The sequence below is a fragment of the Pseudomonas putida genome (genome assembly GCF_050990305.1).
In the GTDB taxonomy this organism is placed as follows: Bacteria; Pseudomonadota; Gammaproteobacteria; order Pseudomonadales; family Pseudomonadaceae; genus Aquipseudomonas; species Aquipseudomonas putida_AH.
The window spans coordinates 3,405,061-3,423,953 of record NZ_CP158817.1 but is presented as its reverse complement, the minus strand read 5'-3'; the positions used below and the strand labels follow the sequence as shown (position 1 = coordinate 3,423,953).

The following is an 18,893-nucleotide window of genomic DNA, read 5'->3' as shown; positions in this document are numbered from 1 at the left end:
ACATTCCGTCATCGCGGGCAAGCCTCGCTCCTACATCGGTTTGCGTTTCTGACGCACCAGATGCTTGAACCCTTCAAACACCAACACCAGCACCGCCATCCAGATCGGGATATAGGTCAGCCATTCACCGGCCTTGATGCTTTCCCCCAGAATCAGCGCGACGCAAAGCAACAGCACCGGCTCGACGTAGCTCAACAACCCGAACAGACTGAACGGCAGCAAGCGACTGGCGATGATATAGATCACCAGCGCCGAAGCACTGATCACCCCTAGCAACGGGATCAACAGCGAAAGCCACGGGTGCTGATCGAACACAGTGAAACCCTGTTCACCACTCTGAACGAACCAGAATGCCACCGGCAGCGTCAGGGTCATGTCCAGCCACAAGCCACCGAGATTGTCTGTCGCCAGACGTTTGCGCACCACAAAATAGGTGGGGTAGCCAATGCACACCAGCAAGGTCGCCCAGGAAAACCCACCCACCTGATACACCTCATTGATCACGCCGAGGCAGGCAAAAAACACCGCTATTTTTTGCAGATAGGAAAGGCGCTCGCCATAAGCCAACCGGCCAGTCAGGACCATGGTCAGCGGCAACAGGAAATAACCCAGCGACACATCCAGGCTGTAGCCGTTGAGCGGGGCCCACATGAACAGCCAAAGTTGCACGCTGAGCAGGGCCGAAGAGGCGATCAGGGCGATGAACAAGAGCGGTTGAGCGCCCACGCGTCGCAGAATCTCCACCACGCGCTTCCATTCCCCCGACACCACCATGAACACCGTCATGCACGGCACGGTCAACAGCATGCGCCAGCCAAAAATCTCCACGCCGCTCAAGGGCGTGAGCAGCGACGTGTAGTAATACATGACGGCAAACAGCACCGAGGCTGAAACCGATAGAGCGATACCTTTAGACAAGCTGTCCTCGCGAGGTTGAACGTAAAACGGGGTGCGGAGGATACGCGGTTTTTGTGTTGAATATTGGCCGGGTGATCGGAATTTTCAACATTGCGTGGGCACGCTAAACCCTGTAGGAGCCGGCTTGCTGGCGATGATGTGTCTGTTACACAGGTATTGACTGACACGCCATCGCCAGCAAGCCGGCGCCTACAGTGATTTTGAGTTTCTTCAGTTGTTGCGGGATTTACGCCCTGACACGAAATGGCTCACATCATTGAACCCAGGCGTCGACGCATGCCCCGGCGTCACCAGCGAATCGATGAACGCCTCGTCCTCAACCGTTATCTTCACCGCCTGCGCCTTAGTGTAGGCATCCCACTGGTCTTCAGTACGCGGACCGACAATGGCCGAGGTGACCGCGCTGTTGTTCAGCACCCAGGCAATCGCGAACTCGACGATGCCCACGCCACGATCCTGCGTGTACTGCTGGATCTGTTGGGCGATACGCAAAGATTCCATGCGCCATTCGGTTTCAAGAATGCGTTTGTCCGCACGGCCAGCGCGGCTGTCGGCATCGGGTTTAACATCTGGCGCGTACTTGCCACTGAGCACGCCACGGGCCAGCGGGCTGTAAGGCACCACGCCCAGACCATAGTTTTGCGCGGCGGTGATCTGCTCGGTTTCAGCCTGGCGGTTGACGATGTTGTACAGCGGCTGGCTGATCACAGGCCGGTCGACACCCAGCTTATCGGCCACGCGAATGATTTCGGCGATGCGCCAGCCTCGATAATTCGACAATCCCCAATAGCGGATCTTGCCTTGGCGAATCAGATCGCCGATGGCCGACACCGTGGTCTCCAGCGGTGTGTTGTGGTCCTCTCGGTGCAGGTAATAGATATCGAGATAGTCGGTGCCCAAACGCGTCAGGCTGGCATCGATGCCATTGAAGATGTGCTTGCGACTCAGGCCACTGCGGTTGGGCACGCCATCCACCGGACCGAAGCCGACCTTGGTGGCCAACACCCACTCATGGCGGCGGCTGGCGATGGCTTCGCCGACGATTTCCTCGGAACGGCCGTTGGTGTAGACGTTGGCGGTGTCGATGAAATTGATGCCCTGGTCCCAAGCCTTGTCGATGATCCGCAGGGAGTCTTCGGTGTTGGTTTGTTCACCGAACATCATGGTGCCCAGGGTCAGGGTGGAGACCTGCAAACCCGAATGACCCAGCGTGCGGTAGCTCATGTCGAAATCCTTTTGCCAGTGGGAAAGGCCTAATCAAATACCAGAAACATCCTGCGTATCAAAATGAATTATCGGCTCGTTCAAGGGCAGGGTGGTCAGCCAGGCAGGGGGTGTCGGGTGCGCCGCATAGAATCCGCGCATTTTGTTCATGTCTCGCACAAACCAACTGTTCATCCAGTGACGATACTGGCTCTGGAACTGTTGGCGCTGGGTGGCGTGATCAAGGCTTTTAACCACGGCATGGGCGGCCATCATTCCCGACATGATCGCCTTGAGCACGCCATGGGCGCTGCCGGGGTCGAGGATGCAGGCGGCGTCACCGACGATGAAATACCCGGCCCCGGCACATTGGCGACAGGCTCGCCAAGTCACGTCCGCCCCGCGTGTTCTGGAAAGATCATGCAGGTGTACGAATTCCAAGGGGGGATGTCGATGGGATTGCCGCGGGTCGAACCGTAATCGGGTCCACGCATAGACGTCGATGCCGATGTTGGCGAGCCAGTACCAGCCGCCTTCATCGGCAATGATATGGGGGGCGTCCTCACAGGTGGCGCACTGGCCATTCCCGTAGCCATACAGGGCAAGCAACGACCCGGAGAACGCAGGACGGCCCAATGGCAGTTGGCGAGCGAGCCAGCCCCTGGCACCACTGGCGTCAATCAAATGCGAGCAATGGAACGCACCCAGATCGGTTTGAACGCCGATCACGCGGTTATCTTGCAGGATGACCTCGTTGGCGCGGCAAGGTCTTACGGCAGACACACCCAAGGCTTGCACGCGATCGAGCAACAGAGTGTCGAGCAGGCGTCGGGGAATCTGAAAGCCACGCCACGGATCCTCCACGCCACCGCCAAACTTATTGAAATGGCGAGCCGCCCCCCATTGCACCCAGTGTCCGGCATGTCGAATAACATCCCCCGGCAACACTACACCCAATTGCTGCAACAACGGCTCGATGCCCGGTGGCAAGGTTTCGCCAGGACGATCACGGCAAACCGCTGACTGCTCCAGCAAGGCCACGCTCAAACCTTGTAGTGCGCAGTAAATCGCGGCGGCGCAACCTGCCGGGCCGCCGCCAATAATCACCACATCATGGTTGGGCAATGTCCTGCGCCTGCCATTGGCCGTGTTCGCGTTTAATCAACAACACTGTCGGGCCGACAAACAGATCAACCATTTCAAGCACCACGGCATGCCGCTTGGTGAAGTCATGGGGCGGTGTCGTTGTGTTCGGAATGTCGTTTTTATAGATTCGATAGCCATGTACAGGCGCTTGCAGCACGGCTCCCGTGGCTGATTCCGCCAGTGCCAGATCAGCGTCGGGGCGTTCGACTTTGCGAAAAGACAACACTGACCACGCCGCTTTTTCCACGCGTTCGACAGCGCCCAGAGACTTGTAGGCATTGTGCAAGGATAAGATGCGCGACTGATAATCGTCGGTCGTGGTTTGTGCCAGGTGGTACACCGAGATCAGGCCGGCGAGGGCGTTTTTTGTGAGATCGACGTGATCGAAACTCATGTACTCCACGACGCGCTTTCCCGCAGCGTCGATCAACTGCGGGGAAGGGACGCCATCCCATGAATCATGCGGATTTTTGTCATCCGTCAACGGGATGATCGCGATCCAGTCGGCCCTGGGTTCATAGGTCCTCGATGCGTCTGGGGACACCGCGGGCCAATAGCCACCGATCGAAGCGCAGATCTTCACATCGTCGGTAAAGGGGCTGCCTAATTCATAGGCACACAAGGATTCGGGACGAAACCCGCCATCGTGGGGAATACCGATGTCCCAGCCTGGACTGAAGGTGCCAGCGGCGGCATCGGGTAAGCATGCCTGGCGTTGCCCGTGGGTGACGGTTGCGCTGGCTGCCTGCTCTGATGGGTCTGTTGGTTGCGAGACGATGGCGGTGACGCTCTTATCATTCTTATCAAAATGCTCACCCGGCAAGTCGAGGTTACCGGCGGCTCGGGTGTCGGCCAGAACCCTCAGGGTTTGCCCGAAAAACACCTGAGGAAATGTTTGTTGAACACTCCAGTCGAGCAAGCGACGTTGAGTACACAGAGGGTAAAAACTCGGCGGGGCAATCACTGAGTAAGCGGCAACGCAGTGCGAAACGTCGCTGTCGAGTGGTGGGCAATGGGCGAGCACCCAGCCGTCGGCAGTGAAGTCGATGAAGTGCAAAGCGTGATAGCCGCCGTCCTCTACGATTTTCGCGACATCGGGATGCACATTCAGATCCTCGACCGAGCCATCGTCGCGCTGTTTGAAGCGTCGGTTAATGATGTAGCCACCATAATTTGGCTTGCTCGGAATCGAAAAGAACACCTTTTTACCGTTGTAAACGGCTTCTTCCACCAGTCGAGCCTTGGGTGTGGGGGTTAGCAAGCCTTTACCGAACGCCTGTTCATCTGCCCATTGCGCAAGGCCCTCGGTAATGACGAACGGAGGGTTGTTTATGTCCGGCACGTCCCAACCGCTACCGGGGAACCGGCGATGAAAGCGGCGAAGTTTTTCATTGATTTGAAAGCACCTCATGTTCACCTGCAGGTCGCGACCGGCGATGCACTCGGGGCCGTCAAACAGCTTATGCAGGGGAACCCAGAAATCCCGCGCATCATCGCCCGCTTGAAACGGATGTGGCCCAAAAGACAATTCATCGCCTTTTTTCTGCATGGCGATGTAGGCGCTGTACCGCGCCGGCGTGACACAAATCGACTGGGGGTCGTATTCCATCCAGGGCAAAAAGCCGCGCCGTGCAGCGTCGTACCCCGCCGGCGCGGTCCCGACACGAGCAATGCCCGTGCGGGAAAAACAAAGGTCGGCATGCTTTTTATGACCGGTGTCCGACCCGGGTCGGTACTCAACCGAAAACACAACAATGCCCAGTAGTGCTCCAGCTCCCGCTTGCTGTTGCAGCGCTGCCAGTGTTGGCGGTTGCACCCCATAAACGTAGTTCAACACATGCTCGATTTCGGCGGCCGTCGGGTACAGCGACAATGCGCTGCCACCAGGGTCGGTGGTGACATTGGGCGAGGCGAGGGCGTGATACAAAAGACTGCGCGAAGGGATACCCGCTTCGATGCCACGTCGGCCCTTCAAGGCGAAGTCCTCGAAGCCGCTGAGCGTTCGATCCACCGACAAGGGTCTTTTTAATTCTGCCGCCAACGGGCGCGCCTTGATATCCAGCCCATGGTGCAACATCAACGCGTGCCAACCGCTGTCGGTTGCCAGACGCGTGCAGACGGCTTCGACGCTATCGATCAATCCCATGATGCGGCCCTGCCCGAGTGAATGTGGTTGCACAAAACCGGGGCTGGCTTAAAGGCAGGAAAGCCGATCCGATACCGAGTGTGGCGCTGTGGATCAGCCTAGTTCAAGGCGATGGTCGCGCAACAAGGACTATCAGAACTGATAGGCGCCGGGGCAAAAGCCTGCGGCGCCCGGGGATCACTGGTTACGCAACGTACGCGTCATGCGCAACGCCAGCACACTACCGCCAACAGTCACCCCCGCCAGCCAATACAACGCCGCATCCGTCGAGCCCGTGCTGTCCTTGACCCAACCCACCAGGTACGGGCTGAGGAAACCCGCCATCTGCCCCATGGAGTTGATCAACGCCAGCCCACCGGCGGCAGCTCCCGCGCTGAGCATCGCTGTCGGCACCGGCCAGAACATTGGCAAGCCGGTGAGGGCGCCCATGGTGGCCAGGGTCAGGCCGAGGATGGCAATGGCCGGGTTGGCGGCAAAGTTCACCGCAATCAACAGGCCCAGCGCGCCCATCAGCATCGGCACCACCAAATGCCAGCGACGTTCATTACGCAGGTCCGCCGAGCGACCGACCATCAGCATGAACAGCGCGGCCAGCAGGTAGGGAATCGCACTCAGCCAGCCGATCACCAGGTTATCGCTGAAACCCAGGTTCTTGATGATCGAGGGCAGCCAGAAGTTGATCGCATACACACCGCTCTGGATACAGAAGTAGATCAAGCCGAAAGCCCAGATCGCCGGGTTCTTGAACACCGCCAGCAGCGAATCGGAAGTGGTTTTCGGCTTGTTCGCCAGGTCCTCGGCGTGATCGGCTTCCAGCACCGAGCGCTCGAACGACGTGAGCCATTTCGCATTGGCATAGCTGTCGCTGAGCAGGAACCAGGCGAGGGCGCCGAGGATGACCGTTGGAATGCCTTGCAGCAAAAACATCCACTGCCAGCCCGCCAGGCCACCTTGGCCGGCGGCGAAGTGGTTGAGAATCCAACCGGAAAACGGACTGCCCAGCAAGCCCGAAACAGGAATCGCCGACATGAACAGCGCCATGATCCGGCCGCGGCGGAACGTCGGGAACCACTGCGAGAGGTACAGCACCACACCGGGGAAGAACCCGGCTTCGGCGGCACCGGTGAACAGGCGCAGGGTGTAGAACTCGGTGGGCGTGGTGACGAACAACAGGCAGGTCGACAGCGCGCCCCAGGTGATCATCATCAGCGCGATCCAGCGCCGTGGGCCGAATTTAGTCAGCGCCAGGTTGCTCGGCACACCACACAGCACGTAGCCGATGAAGAAGATCCCGGCCCCGAGGCCGTACACGGTTTCGCTGAACTTCAGCGCATCGAGCATCTGCAACTTGGCGAAGCCAACGTTGACCCGGTCGAGGTAGTTGAACAGGTAGCAGATGAAAATGAAGGGGATCAAACGCAGGGTAATGCGTTTGTAGACGGCGTTTTTTTCGTCAGCGATGGCCTGTGTGGCAGCGGCGCTCTGTGACATGGCGGCTCTCTCTTTTTTATGATTTTTTGCGATGCAAAGGGTAACGTTGATCGCCCTGCGAGTCTCGGCCACCGTCCCCGGGCTTGTCTTTGTGCCCGCGCACAGGGTTTGCCACCCAGCCCTGTGCGGGCGAACAATGCCCCCTCATGCATTCAAGGAACACCGTCATGTTCGAACTCGATCACGACCTGGCCCAGGACATCGTCGACCGGGCGATGGCCATCCTGCCGTACAACGTCAACGTCATGGACAGCCAGGGGTTGATCCTCGGCAGCGGCGAGCCCGAGCGGGTCAACACCCGGCATGAAGGTGCGCAACTGGTGTTGGCCAATGGACGCGTGGTGGAGATCGACGCGCAAACCGCGATGCATCTGAAGGGCGTGCAGCCGGGGATCAATTTGCCGTTGATGCTCGACCAGCGCCTGATCGGCGTGCTGGGCATCACTGGCGAACCCGAGCAGTTGCGCACCTACGCCGAACTGGTTCGGATGACCGCCGAGATGCTGGTGGGTCAGCGTAACCAACAAGTGGAACAGCAATGGCGACGCCAGCGATGCGATGATTTGCTGGCGTTGCTGCTCAGCGATGCGGGGGACTCGCCACGGCTGATTGACGAAGCGCAACAGCTGGGGCTCAAGCCGCAGATGACCCGTGTGCCGTATTTGTTCGAGCTGGGCCTGGAACACGGGCCGGGGCAAACCGTCGACGCGCTCAGCGCTTGGCTTACCTCGCGTTATCCCGACAGTTGGTGCGTGAGTTCGGCCAAGTCATCGTTGTTGTGGTGTCGCCCGGCGAACCAGAACGTCGAGAACGAGCGCTTGCTGGAAAAGCTCGATGCCCAAGGCTGGAACATCCTGCGCATTGCCGTGGGTGGGCAAGCCGATGGTCTCACAGGACTGCGCCGCTGCTATCGGCGGGTCGGCGACCTGCTGGCCTATGGACGTGAGGTCTTGCCTCAAACGCGCATGCTGATTCTTAACCGCTATCGATTGCCAGTGATGCTCTGGCGCCACCGCAACGACGATGCCCTGGATGAATTGCTTAATCCCTTGCGCAAAGTCATCGCCAAGGACAGCAATGGCCAACTGTTGGCAACGCTGCGCAGCTGGTGCGACCACGACGGCCAGAGTCAGGCCTGTGCCGATGCACTGGGCATTCACCGCAACAGCCTGCGTTACCGCATGGAGCGAATTGCCGAACTCAGCGGCGTCGACCCGCTGAAGCTCGATGGCATGCTCGCCCTCTACCTCGGCGTGCAATTGCTCCCCCAGACCGATGCAAATATGTGACATACACAACCCCCTTGTAGGAGCACGGCTTGCCGGCGATGGCGTATTCAAGATCGCCATCGCCGGCAAGCCGTGCTCCTACAGAGGGTTGTGTGAATCTGCGGTTTTGTGGAAATGAACAATAATCCCCATGACCGCTTGTGCAGCGGAACGGCGTCACCGCGCTTGCCGGCTGGCAGCATGGGCGCATTGGAACTGGAGAATTCCCATGAAAATCGTGATTGCCCCCGATTCGTTCAAAGACAGCCTCGGTGCCCAAGGCGTGGCGGATGCCATCGCCCTGGGGCTGTTGGAAGTCTGGCCCGATGCGCAGTTGATCAGATGCCCGATGGCCGACGGCGGGGAGGGCACCATCACCGCCGTGCTGGCGGCGTGCGGCGGGGAACACCACCATTGCGAGGTACGCGGCCCCCTCGGTGATACAGCCCACGCGAGGATGGGCTGGTTGCCTGAAAGCCGTACCGCAATCATCGAAATGGCCGAAGCCAGCGGTTTGCAATTGGTACCGGTCAATCAACGTGACGCCTGCAACACCAGCACTTTCGGCACTGGCCAATTGATCGGTTTCGCCCTCGACGCAGGCGCCCAGCGCATCATTCTGGCCATCGGCGGCAGCGCCACCAATGACGGTGGTGCCGGCGCCATGCAGGCCCTGGGTATGAAGCTGTTCGATGCACAAGGGCAGCTTCTGCCGCCAGGCGGCCTGGCCTTGGGCAAGCTGTTTCGCATCGATCTGAGCGAACTCGATCCGCGCCTTAAGGGCGTGCGCTTCGACATCGCCGCCGATGTCGATAACCCGTTGTGCGGTCCCCAGGGTGCGTCGGCGGTATTCGGGCCGCAAAAAGGTGCCACGCCGGAACAGGTTCAACTGCTCGATCATGCCCTGGGGCACTTTGCCGATCATTGCGCAAAGGTATTGGGTAAAGACGTGCGCGACGAGCCGGGCAGTGGTGCGGCGGGCGGGTTGGGTTTTGCTGCCAAGGCGTTTCTCGGTGCGCAGTTCATGCCGGGAGTCGAAGTGGTTGCCGAATTGGTTGGGCTGGCCGAAGCCATCGAAGGCGCCGATCTGGTGATCACCGGAGAAGGGCGATTCGATGCACAGACCTTGCGCGGGAAAACGCCGTTTGGTGTGGCTCGCGTTGCCAGGCAGTACGGCGTGCCAGTCATTGTGATCGCCGGCACCTTGGGCGAGGATTATCAGGCGCTGTACGACCACGGCATCGATGCCGCATTCTCCCTGACGAGCGGGCCCATGCCACTGGATGAGGCGTGCATGAATGCACCGCGGCTTCTGCGCGAGCGGGCCAGTGATATTGCGCGGGTATGGCGGCTGGCCGCTAAACGCAATCCCGCGTAGAAGCTGCCGAAGGCTGCGATCTTTTGATCTTGATCTTCATTGAAAATCAACATAAAAAGATCGCAGCCTCGTTTCACTCGACAGCTCCTACAGCTCCTACGTCGGTGGATCGATCTGATCCAGCACCCGATTTGCCGTAATCTCCGCCAGCATCACACTGTTGGAAATCCCCAACAGCGCATGGCGGTCGCCACCTTCCAGATGATCCACTAACTGATGGACCATCACATCCACCGACGCCAGTGTCTCCACCAGATACACCATCAGCGTTTCGCTCGTGGCCTCGGGGTCGACGGTAAACAGTGTGCTGGGCGCACGCGGCGTGGCCTTGATGTCGGCCGAGAAAGGGAGGTGAAAATCGAGCGCGCGCTCGGCAGCGTCGTTGAGTTTGTTTGAGTCGGATTCGTAGGGGGAGGTCGGATCTGTGTCCGGGGAATTGGGTGTGACTTTGAACATAGCTAAATTCCCTCATTGGGTGCCAACCCTCTTGCTGCTAAACGAGAGGGGAGGCAGCTGTGCGCAGGTTAGCAGACCGAGGAATTTAGCAAAGCCGGCGCCCCCGAAGGTGCCCTGCGCACAACCACCATCTTGTTTGTTTAAACAGTGCCGGGCGTTTGAATGTCGAGACGATGCCGTCGGGGCGCTGTTGGGTGAGGGGGCGTTACTGTGCCTCGAGAGGGGGCGATTCCAGGAGGCACGTGGGGGAGGGAATATGAGAGAACTCTCAGTTTCGGATTGTATAGAGTTTGATGTTGAACAGTAGGTAGAGTTGTGTGTTTTTGAGCGCGCGCTTCGTTGCTTGTTCGGGAAGTGCTAAAAAGCCAAGTGCGCACTTTTGAAGATTGCGCACTTGGAAGAGGGGGTTTAAGAATTAACTAAAGAATTTAATAATGGGAACTTCACTTTGATTTTTGTATGTTTATGCCCAGGTTTTAAGTTCTTGTATCAAACTCTCGGTTTGATTGTTGTAGCGGCGTCTCTTTTGATTTTGAGTGATATTTACAGGTGGGCTTGGCGTGCTTTGGATTGAACCTGTAATGCCGGTACTTTCTCCGCTAGGAGCATAATAACGTCGAACATTGTCATTGGATTGAGAGTCATTATCGATGGCAGGCTCAAGTCCTCTCAGGTCTTGCTGGGATGATGTGTCACCTCGATAATTTAAGTCAGAGCTATCGGGTGTTACCCTGTTCGTTCTTGAGTTATCGGACGAAAAATCACTACGTGCCCTACTAGAACTTCCCGATGCACTCGACCGAGACGTAGTGGCCTTGGGTGTCGCCACATCTCCTTTAGGCTTCATCCCCATCGCAGCGCCACTGATCAATCCGCCGACCACTGTCAAAATAGGTGGCCCTCAGCGCCTTTGACGAACACGGCAACCAGACCGAACAGGTCGAGCCCAACGGCCTCAAGACCAGTTACAGCTACTACGCCAAGGCGGGCGAGGATGGCTGCCCCCCGGACCGTTTCGTGCGCAACCTCAAGACCACCACCGTCACGCCGTCGCCCGACGGCGAACCGGGTGCACCGACCCTGCTCACGCGTTTGCGCTACGCCGCGCACAAACCTTTGACCGACAGTGGCCTGCAGGACTGGCTGGCGATCGAGAGCGAAACGCTGGTGCAAATCGAAGGTGGCAGTGAAACCACCTTGCAAGTGACGCAACGCACTTACCATGAGCTGCCGGGGGATGGTTTTTTGCATGGGCGTCCACTGGCCGAACGAATGACCATGAACGGCAACACCAGCACCAGCGAATACTCGTATCGCATACTCAATAGCATTCTGGCCGGCGAAACCGTGCTGGAAACCAATGAAACCTTCAAAGGGTTTGATTATGTTGAAGGGGCTGGAGAAGACTTAAAAAAAATCGTTTTCACTGAAGACTCGATTCTTCATGGCAAACCACTGCTGACCCGTGAGGAAAACGGCGACAAAAATGTAAAAATTCGCTACACCTATGACGTTTTGCTCCGGGTACTGACAGAAACCGTATCGCCAGACAATCCGAAGTTAATTGCCACACGCAGTTATGAGTACTGGCTGACATCGATGGACGGTCAGCAGGCCAGTCAGATTGTGACGGATGTCAAGGGCGTGAAGACCCGCTCGCTCGTCGATGGGCTCAATCGCCCGGTTTACGAGGAGCGTCAGAACGCCGACAGCAGCGTCAAGGCGAATGAGTTTCGTCCCACCTGGTCGGCGAAATACGATGTGCTGGGCAACCTGATCGAAACCACGGAAGAAGATTGGGAGGGCGAGCAGCAAGTGCGCCTGACTAGCCGATTCGAGTTCGACTCGTGGGGTGAGCAACGGTGCACGATTGGTCCGGATGGCGTCAGGACCTATGAGGAAACCGATCCGATCGGCACGGTCGAGTGGCAGGGACCGGTCAAGCGTGAGTGGCGCGAGGGCACGGGCATCCAGCCACGGATCAGCGGCACCACCGTAACTTGGCTCAACCTGTTTGAAAAGCCGGTTCAACTGGAGCGATTTGGGGCCAACGGCAGTCGCGTCAGCAAACAACGCTATGTTTATGACGGCCTGGGGCAAACCGTTGAAGAGGTCGATGCACGCGAAGCCTCCACCCAATATCGCTACGACGCATATGGCCGTATGACCACCAACATCTTGCCGGGTGGTGCCACCGTCCGACGCAACTATGCGGTGCACAGCAGCGAAGATTTGCCAATTGAGATCAGCGTCGACAACAAAGTGTTGGGCCTGCAGGAGTTCGATGGCCTGAATCGTATGAAAAAATCCATCACCGGTGGTCGAGAGCAACGCTTCACCTATGCGCCAGGACAAACCCGGCCAGCGACAGTTCTGACCCCGAGCCAGCAGGAAATACATTACGAGTACGAGTTCCAGCTCGGAGAAGAACCGAATCAGCGGCGGCTATCGGGCAGTGTCACCGCTGACTATGAGTTCGACCCCAAGAATGCTCGGCTCCTCAATTGTACCGAGCAGGGGCTGACGCTATCGCGCGAGTATTTCAGCACCGGGGAGCTGAAAACCGAGCAGCGTCAGCAGGATGGCCAGGTCTTCAGCATGACCTATGACTACAGCTTGAAGGGACGCTTGCTGAATTACACCGATGTGCTCGATCAGGTGCAGTCCTATACCTATGACTGCGCCGCACGCCTGATCCAGACCCGACTTGGTTCTACGTGTTCGACTTTTACCTATGACAGCCTGGGGCAAGCTTGCACGATCAGCACCGAAGACAGTGGCAGCGGCCAGCACGTCACCATCAGCCTGGAGTACGACGATTTTGGTCGGGAGATCAAACGCACTTTTGACCTCGATGGCACTGAACAGACGCTGACGCAGGTGTACAACGAAGTCGATCAATTGGTGCAGCGTACGCTGCGCGAAGGCTCGACGCTGTTGCGTGATGAAATCTACAACTATGACCCTCGCGGGCGCCTGGTGATGTATGAATGCGATGGCAGTCAACCGCCGCTGGACCCGTATGGAAAAGCCATCATCAACCAGATTTTCCGCTTCGATGCGTTGGATAACATCACCCGGGTCACCACGACGTATCCGGGGCCAGGGGGTACCCGAAGCACAAACATCGCGACCTACAGCTACACAGGCGTCGACCCGGCGCAATTGTCCCAAGTGAGCAACAGCGCCACAGGGGATGGATACCCGGCGGTCATCGATCTTGAATATAACGAAGATGGTCATCTGACTTGTGATGAACAGGGGAGGATTCTCGACTACGACCCACTGGGCCGCCTGATCAGTGTCAGTGCCTTGCCGGGCGAGGCGCCAGGCAGTTATCGCTATGACCCGCTGGACTCGCTCGCGGGGAGCGAGGGTGCAGAGGGGAAGGAGCAGCGGTTTTATCAGAATGGGGAATTGGCCAACCTGGTTCGGGGCGGCACGAGTAGCACGTTTATGAAAGGTGATGGAGTTGTGCTCGCTGAGCAGCAGGTTGGTGCTGGCCCAAAGTCGTTGTTGTTGGTCAGTGATTATAAAAATACGTGATTGAATGAGGTAGAAAATGGCCAGGTCAATGGCGTAGCACATACGGCCTATGGTCATCTCAGTGCGCAGCAGCCAGTCAGTGCGCAACTGGGGTACAACGGAGAATTTCACGAGCTCTTGGGCGACGGGAACTCCTGAAAACTAGGTAATTCGGTCAGATGGTTATCCAGAAACGGATCACCACTCACTTCGTTGATAAGCTAAGTAAGCAAATGTATCGAATTCATCCCAATCCACTCACTCGCGCAAACTCCAGCAACCCACCGTCATGGCCAAGTCCCAACTTGTCCATGGCGGTTCTTTTTTGTCGGCTGATGGTTTTCTCGCTTCGATTCAATCGCGCGGCAATCTGTCGGCCGGGCAAACCCTGCACAAACAATCGAACCACTTCCAGTTCCCGTTCGGAGAGGCTTGTCGCTCGAGTACCTCACAGAAAGTGACCATGGCCTGAGCATCGATCACTGTGGCAAAGGTCGGGCAAAGATAGCGACGGCCCCTGGCAACTGTGAGTGCTGTTTGCTTCAACTCAGTCAAGGGACTGCATTTGTCGAACAACCCGCGAGCGCCTGTGTTGAGCAGTGCCTGAAGCAGCGCAGGATTGTGCATCATGGTCATCACGATCAGCGGAATATGGCGGAAGTGACGTTGCAGGTAGCCCATCAACGCCAGGCCATCGGGAAAATCACCGCAAGGCATCGAGTAACCACGGATCAACAAGTCGCAGGGTGTGCATTCGAGATGAGCGATCAGTTCATCGGCACTGTTGGCACAGCCAACAATCAAGAAGGAGGAGCCAGGCACTGCACACAAGGCCACTTCGGCTCCCTTCAGCACCACGGGATGGTCGCCGGCGAGGATGATGCGCAGTGGCCTGTTACTGCGGTGCCCGTACGATAATGGCGTATCGTCACAGGCACTCTCGCGGCAGAGTTTTAGCAAAGAACGATGAGGCGTCTGATGCAGGTTCATGAAATTTTCAACAGGGATCGATGACACGCCGATCTCTGTGGTGACACGGGTTCAAGGCATACGGATCAAACCTTGCTCCAGCGCCATGGCCATGGCGATCCAGCGCGACCTCACACCAAATTTTCGGCGGATATTGCAAAAGTGGTAGTTCACGCCCGCTTCACTGCATTCGCAGATTCGGGCGATTTCCCAGGACGACTTACCGGCCACGCACCATTTCAAGACTTCTTTTTCCCTGGTCGTCAGCGTGATCGCTTCCGGCTTTGAGAATGACTGAGACTGGGCGTTGATCGGGGCGGGCGATGATCGAACTGAAGCAGTTGTAGAGCGATACATATACGAATCTCCCATTCATCATCATTGACGGCGTGGGCGCGGCAGAATCTTCCTACTTCGTAATGGCATGGTTCGCGCGACCGTCCTTCAGGCACCTGAAACGGGCTGTAGGAACGGTTTCCTTATAGCGCGATTGATCTGTCTTGGAACCTGTCACAAATTACAGGGGCGGCACTTTAACCAGGCATTTTAAGAGGGTCTGTCAGCGGATGCGTCCATGGTTGTATGAGAAATCCCTGGTTTTTCTGCCCAGATTGGTGAGCGCTAATATTTTGATTAATCGGCTTTTTGTTTTCTGTGAATAGGAGAGGCGGTGAACAATGCACGCTGGCAACGCACATGAGTACAGCCGGCTTTCCACTCAAGGGGACCGTGTCCGTCCGTCGATCTAAATACCCCGCTGGCGAGTTTCGTGATTTGAGATAGGGTAGAGGCTGGATCCCGCGCGAATGGAGAACGAAATGCGCTATTCAGCCTTGACCCAACGAATTGCCGGCGACGGCGCAGCGGCCTGGCAGATTCACGATCGAGCGCTGCAATTGCGCGAACAGGGTGTCGATGTATTGCTGTTGTCCATCGGCGATCCGGATTTCGATACACCACCCCCCATCGTTGAGGCGGCCATTGCCAGCCTGCTGGCCGGAGACACTCACTATCCGGCGGTTCGCGGCAGTCACGGGCTGCGCGACAGCATCGCCCGACGTCATAGGCAACGCAGTGGCCAAAGGGTAGATGGCGACCATGTGATCGTGATGCCCGGGGCGCAGTGTGCGGTGTACTCGGTCGCGCAATGCCTGCTCGATCCCGGTGACGAGGTGATTGTCGCTGAGCCGATGTACGTGACCTACGAAGGGGTAATCGGAGCCTGCGGGGCGAAAGTAGTGGCGGTGCCGGTGCGTCCGGAGAACAGTTTTCGGGTCGATCCGTGGGATGTCGCGGCACGTATCACCAAGAGAACACGGGCGATTCTGCTCAACAGCCCGAACAACCCGTCGGGTGCGAATTTGCCGTTGATGGTCTGGCGAGAATTGGCGGCGTTGTGCATTCGCCACGACCTGTGGCTGATCAGCGATGAGGTCTACAGCGACCTGCTGTACGAAGGCGAACACACCAGCCCGGCCAGCCTGCCGGGCATGGCCGAGCGCACGGCGACCATCAACAGCCTCTCCAAATCCCACGCCATGAGTGGCTGGCGGGTGGGCTGGGTGATCGGACCAAAGCCTTTGGCCGAGCACTTGGTGAACCTGTCGTTGTGCATGTTGTTCGGCATTCCCGAGTTCATCCAGAACGCCGCACAACTGGCGCTGGATGAGGATCTGCCGGAAGTGGCGCTGATGCGCGAGGAATACCGCCAACGTCGCGATCTGGTGTGTTCGAGCCTGAACCAATGTCCGGGCCTGCGGGCGATTTGGCCGGATGGCGGGATGTTCGTGATGGTCGATGTGCGTCAGACCGGTTTGTCCGCCCAGCATTTTGCCGAGCGGTTGCTGGAGGGGTATGGCGTGTCGGTGCTGGCTGGCGAGGCGTTCGGGCCGAGCGCGGCGGGGCATATTCGTCTTGGTTTGGTCGTGGATCGGCCGAAACTGGCCGATGCCTGCCGGCGGATTGCGTTGTGTGCGATGAATCTTTTGGAGGCGCGTCGGGCTTGAGGGGCTCTTCGCGGGCAAGCCTCGCTCCTACAGAAGATCGCATATCAACTGTAGGAGCTGCCGCAGGCTGCGATCTTTTGACCTTCAGCTTTTCCAGAGGGCTGAATTCACCAGATTCTTCGGCCGCTCACCCGCCAACGCTGCCACCAGATTCTCCACCGCGCATCGAGCCATGGCTTCCCGCGTCTCATGGGTCGCCGAGCCGATGTGCGGGGTGGCCACCACATTGTCCAACCGTAATAGCGGCGAGTCCGGATTGAGCGGTTCGCGCTCAAAAACATCCAGCCCCGCCGCGCGAATCTGCCCTGCGCGCAACGCCTCGATCAGCGCCGCTTCATCCACCACCTTACCCCGTGAAATATTGATGAAGATGCTCTCGGGGCGCATTTGTGCGAACTGCTGCGCACCGATCAACCCTTGAGTTTCAGCGGTCAACGGCAACGTCAGGCAAACGAAATCCGCCTGCTGCAACAACTCCGGCAAGCTGCGGTACTGCGCGTTAAACCTCTGTTCCACCGCCGGTTTCGGCGAGTGGCTGTGGTAGATCACCGGCATGCCAAAGCCGAAGTGCCCGCGCTGGGCCAACGCCTCACCAATGCGCCCCATGCCGATGATGCCCAGGGTTTTGCCATGCACGTCGGTGCCGAACTGTGCCGGGCCGATGTTGCGTTGCCAAAGGCCTGCGCGAACTATGCTGGCCAGTTCCACGACACGTCGGGCAGTGGCCAGGATCAGAGCGAAGCCGGTGTCAGCGGTGGTTTCTGTGAGCACGTCCGGGGTGTTGGTGAGCCGGATTCGCCGTTCGGTGAGGTAGTCGATGTCGTAGTTGTCCACGCCCACCGAGACGCTGGCGATGGCTTCGAGGTTGGGTGCAAGGTCCAGTAGTTCTGCATCGAGTTTCAGACTGGCGCCCAGCAAGCCATGGGCACGGGGTAGGGCGGCGCGCAGCCGGGCCAGGCCATCGACATCGAGGCTATCGATCAGTGTCACGTCGACCTGTTCCTCAAGGCGAGCCATCAGCGCCGGTGAGAGTTTCTTGTACAGCACAACCTGCTTTTTCATCGTGAGGTTCTCTACTTCTTTAATTCAGGAATGGGCGTGGCGGGTCATGACCACCGAGGGCCGCTCCCGATCACTGGCGCCGGGCTTGAGGAAAATCGTCAGCACCACCGAGAACATCAACGCACCGCTCATCAACAGATACGACGCGCCAGGCGAGCCGGTGGCGCTGTTCAGGTAACCGACCAGATAGGAACCGCCAAACGAACCGAGGGCACCCATGCTGTTGATCAAGGCCATGGCACCACCGGCGACGTTGGCCGGGAGGATCTCGGGGATGATCGCGAAGAACGGCCCGTAAGGCGCGTACATGCAGGCCCCGGCGATTACCAGCAGGGTGTATGACCACCAGAAATGCTCGGCGCCCAGGGCGTAGGAGCCGTAGAAGGCAATGGAGGCAATCAACAGCGGTGGCCAGACGAAGCGTTTACGTTTCTGCAATTTGTCCGAGCCCCAGGACACCAGCAACATGCCGATTACCGCCGCCAGGTACGGCAGCGCCGACAGCCAGCCAGCCTGGATCATGTCCATCTGTGCACCGGCCTTGAGGATCGACGGCAGCCACAGCACAAAGCCGTAGACGCCAATGCTCCAGCAGAAAAACTGCAAGGCCAGGATGATTACTTTCGGCGAGCGAAACGCTTCGGCGTAGTTTTTCACGGCCTTGATGCCGACCTGTTCGGCGGCCAGGGCAGTTTCCAGATCCTGTTTTTCCTGTTCGCTGAGCCACTTGGCTTGCGAGGGACGATCATCAGCCAGTTTCCACCAGATGAACGCCCAGAGCACCGCCGGCAAACCTTCGATGATGAACATCCAGCGCCAGCTGTAATGCTGCACCAGATAGCCTGAGACCACCGACATCCAGAGCATGGTCACCGGGTTGCCAAGGATCAGGAAGGTGTTGGCCCGCGAGCGTTCGGCACGGGTGAACCAGTGGCACAGGTAGATCAACATTGCTGGCATCACCGCCGCTTCGACCACGCCGAGCATGAAGCGGATGACGATCAGCCAGTAGGCATTGGAGACGATCCCGGTCAGGGTCGCGAGGCTGCCCCACAGGATGAGACTGACGAAGATCAGCTTCTTCACGCTGTGCTTTTGCGCGTAGATCGCTCCCGGCACCTGGAAGAAAAAGTAGCCGAGGAAGAACAGCGCGCCGAGCATCGACGACAGGCCCGGGGTGATCATCAGGTCGGCGGCCATGCCGGACGCGGCAGCAAAGCCGTAGTTGGCGCGGTCCAGGTACGCCAGGCTGTAGGTGATGAACACGATGGGCATGATGTACCACCAGCGGCGGGCGGCGAGGGTTGCGGTTTTCATCAGTGGTG

The 18,893-nt window shown here is 58.3% G+C and carries 15 protein-coding genes; 4 read left to right on the top strand and 11 right to left on the bottom strand.

Annotation, left to right across the window (positions count from 1 at the left end):
* Positions 1-30: 30 nt before the first annotated feature.
* The 5 genes from rarD to ABTV22_RS15360 all read right to left on the bottom strand — a co-directional run bounded on the left by rarD (position 31) and on the right by ABTV22_RS15360 (position 6,904).
* A complete protein-coding gene (rarD, locus tag ABTV22_RS15380; protein ID WP_433735370.1) occupies positions 31-918 on the bottom strand; it encodes an EamA family transporter RarD in 888 nt (295 codons plus the stop codon).
* Between the two features lie 210 nt (positions 919-1,128).
* On the bottom strand, positions 1,129-2,142 hold the full coding sequence (locus tag ABTV22_RS15375; RefSeq protein WP_433735369.1) for an aldo/keto reductase: 1,014 nt from the start codon (positions 2,140-2,142) through the stop codon (positions 1,129-1,131).
* Between the two features lie 33 nt (positions 2,143-2,175).
* Positions 2,176-3,246 carry an NAD(P)/FAD-dependent oxidoreductase gene (locus tag ABTV22_RS15370; protein WP_433735368.1) on the bottom strand — a complete coding sequence of 357 codons (1,071 nt, stop codon included), beginning with the start codon at positions 3,244-3,246 and terminating at the stop codon, positions 2,176-2,178.
* The gene (locus tag ABTV22_RS15365) at positions 3,233-5,413 is read right to left on the bottom strand and encodes a hypothetical protein (RefSeq protein ID WP_433735367.1); all 2,181 of its coding nucleotides are present in this window, start codon (positions 5,411-5,413) and stop codon (positions 3,233-3,235) included. The genes ABTV22_RS15370 and ABTV22_RS15365 overlap by 14 nt, the downstream gene beginning before the upstream one ends.
* A gap of 177 nt (positions 5,414-5,590) precedes the next feature.
* Entirely contained in the window at positions 5,591-6,904 is a 1,314-nt protein-coding gene (locus tag ABTV22_RS15360; RefSeq protein ID WP_433735366.1) for an MFS transporter, read from the bottom strand.
* Between the two features lie 167 nt (positions 6,905-7,071).
* On the opposite strand from ABTV22_RS15360, the gene ABTV22_RS15355 reads away from it, so the two are divergent.
* Both ABTV22_RS15355 and ABTV22_RS15350 read left to right on the top strand, forming a co-directional pair.
* Positions 7,072-8,193: a sugar diacid recognition domain-containing protein gene (locus tag ABTV22_RS15355; RefSeq protein ID WP_433735365.1), complete on the top strand. Its 1,122-nt coding sequence runs from the start codon at positions 7,072-7,074 to the stop codon at positions 8,191-8,193.
* 208 nt (positions 8,194-8,401) lie between these two features.
* Positions 8,402-9,550, top strand: coding sequence for a glycerate kinase (locus tag ABTV22_RS15350; RefSeq protein ID WP_433735364.1), 1,149 nt, complete (start codon positions 8,402-8,404; stop codon positions 9,548-9,550).
* A 96-nt stretch (positions 9,551-9,646) separates the two neighbouring features.
* Here the strand turns inward: ABTV22_RS15350 and ABTV22_RS15345 are convergent, their stop codons facing one another.
* Positions 9,647-10,006 (bottom strand): DUF6124 family protein, encoded by a 360-nt coding sequence (locus ABTV22_RS15345; RefSeq protein ID WP_433735363.1) that lies wholly within the window; start codon positions 10,004-10,006, stop codon positions 9,647-9,649.
* Positions 10,007-10,900: 894 nt separating this feature from the next.
* Here ABTV22_RS15345 and ABTV22_RS15340 point away from each other — a divergent pair.
* Positions 10,901-13,552, top strand: a complete 2,652-nt coding sequence (locus ABTV22_RS15340; protein ID WP_433735362.1) for an RHS repeat domain-containing protein — start codon at positions 10,901-10,903, stop codon at positions 13,550-13,552.
* Positions 13,553-13,775: 223 nt separating this feature from the next.
* Here ABTV22_RS15340 and ABTV22_RS15335 read toward each other — a convergent pair whose 3' ends face one another.
* The 3 genes from ABTV22_RS15335 to ABTV22_RS15325 are packed head-to-tail and all read right to left on the bottom strand — an operon-like array spanning position 13,776 to position 14,857.
* On the bottom strand, positions 13,776-13,925 hold the full coding sequence (locus tag ABTV22_RS15335) for a LuxR C-terminal-related transcriptional regulator (protein ID WP_433741413.1): 150 nt from the start codon (positions 13,923-13,925) through the stop codon (positions 13,776-13,778).
* Entirely contained in the window at positions 13,886-14,521 is a 636-nt protein-coding gene (locus ABTV22_RS15330) for a response regulator (protein WP_433735361.1), read from the bottom strand. Before ABTV22_RS15330 ends, ABTV22_RS15335 begins: the two co-directional genes overlap by 40 nt.
* Before the next feature lie 51 nt (positions 14,522-14,572).
* The gene (locus ABTV22_RS15325) at positions 14,573-14,857 is read right to left on the bottom strand and encodes a LuxR family transcriptional regulator (protein ID WP_433735360.1); all 285 of its coding nucleotides are present in this window, start codon (positions 14,855-14,857) and stop codon (positions 14,573-14,575) included.
* 461 nt (positions 14,858-15,318) lie between these two features.
* On the opposite strand from ABTV22_RS15325, the gene ABTV22_RS15320 reads away from it, so the two are divergent.
* Positions 15,319-16,506, top strand: coding sequence for a pyridoxal phosphate-dependent aminotransferase (locus ABTV22_RS15320; protein WP_433735359.1), 1,188 nt, complete (start codon positions 15,319-15,321; stop codon positions 16,504-16,506).
* Positions 16,507-16,590: 84 nt separating this feature from the next.
* Here ABTV22_RS15320 and ABTV22_RS15315 read toward each other — a convergent pair whose 3' ends face one another.
* Positions 16,591-17,568: a 2-hydroxyacid dehydrogenase gene (locus tag ABTV22_RS15315; protein ID WP_433735358.1), complete on the bottom strand. Its 978-nt coding sequence runs from the start codon at positions 17,566-17,568 to the stop codon at positions 16,591-16,593.
* A gap of 24 nt (positions 17,569-17,592) precedes the next feature.
* Positions 17,593-18,885 carry an MFS transporter gene (locus tag ABTV22_RS15310; protein ID WP_433735357.1) on the bottom strand — a complete coding sequence of 431 codons (1,293 nt, stop codon included), beginning with the start codon at positions 18,883-18,885 and terminating at the stop codon, positions 17,593-17,595.
* Positions 18,886-18,893: the final 8 nt, after the last annotated feature.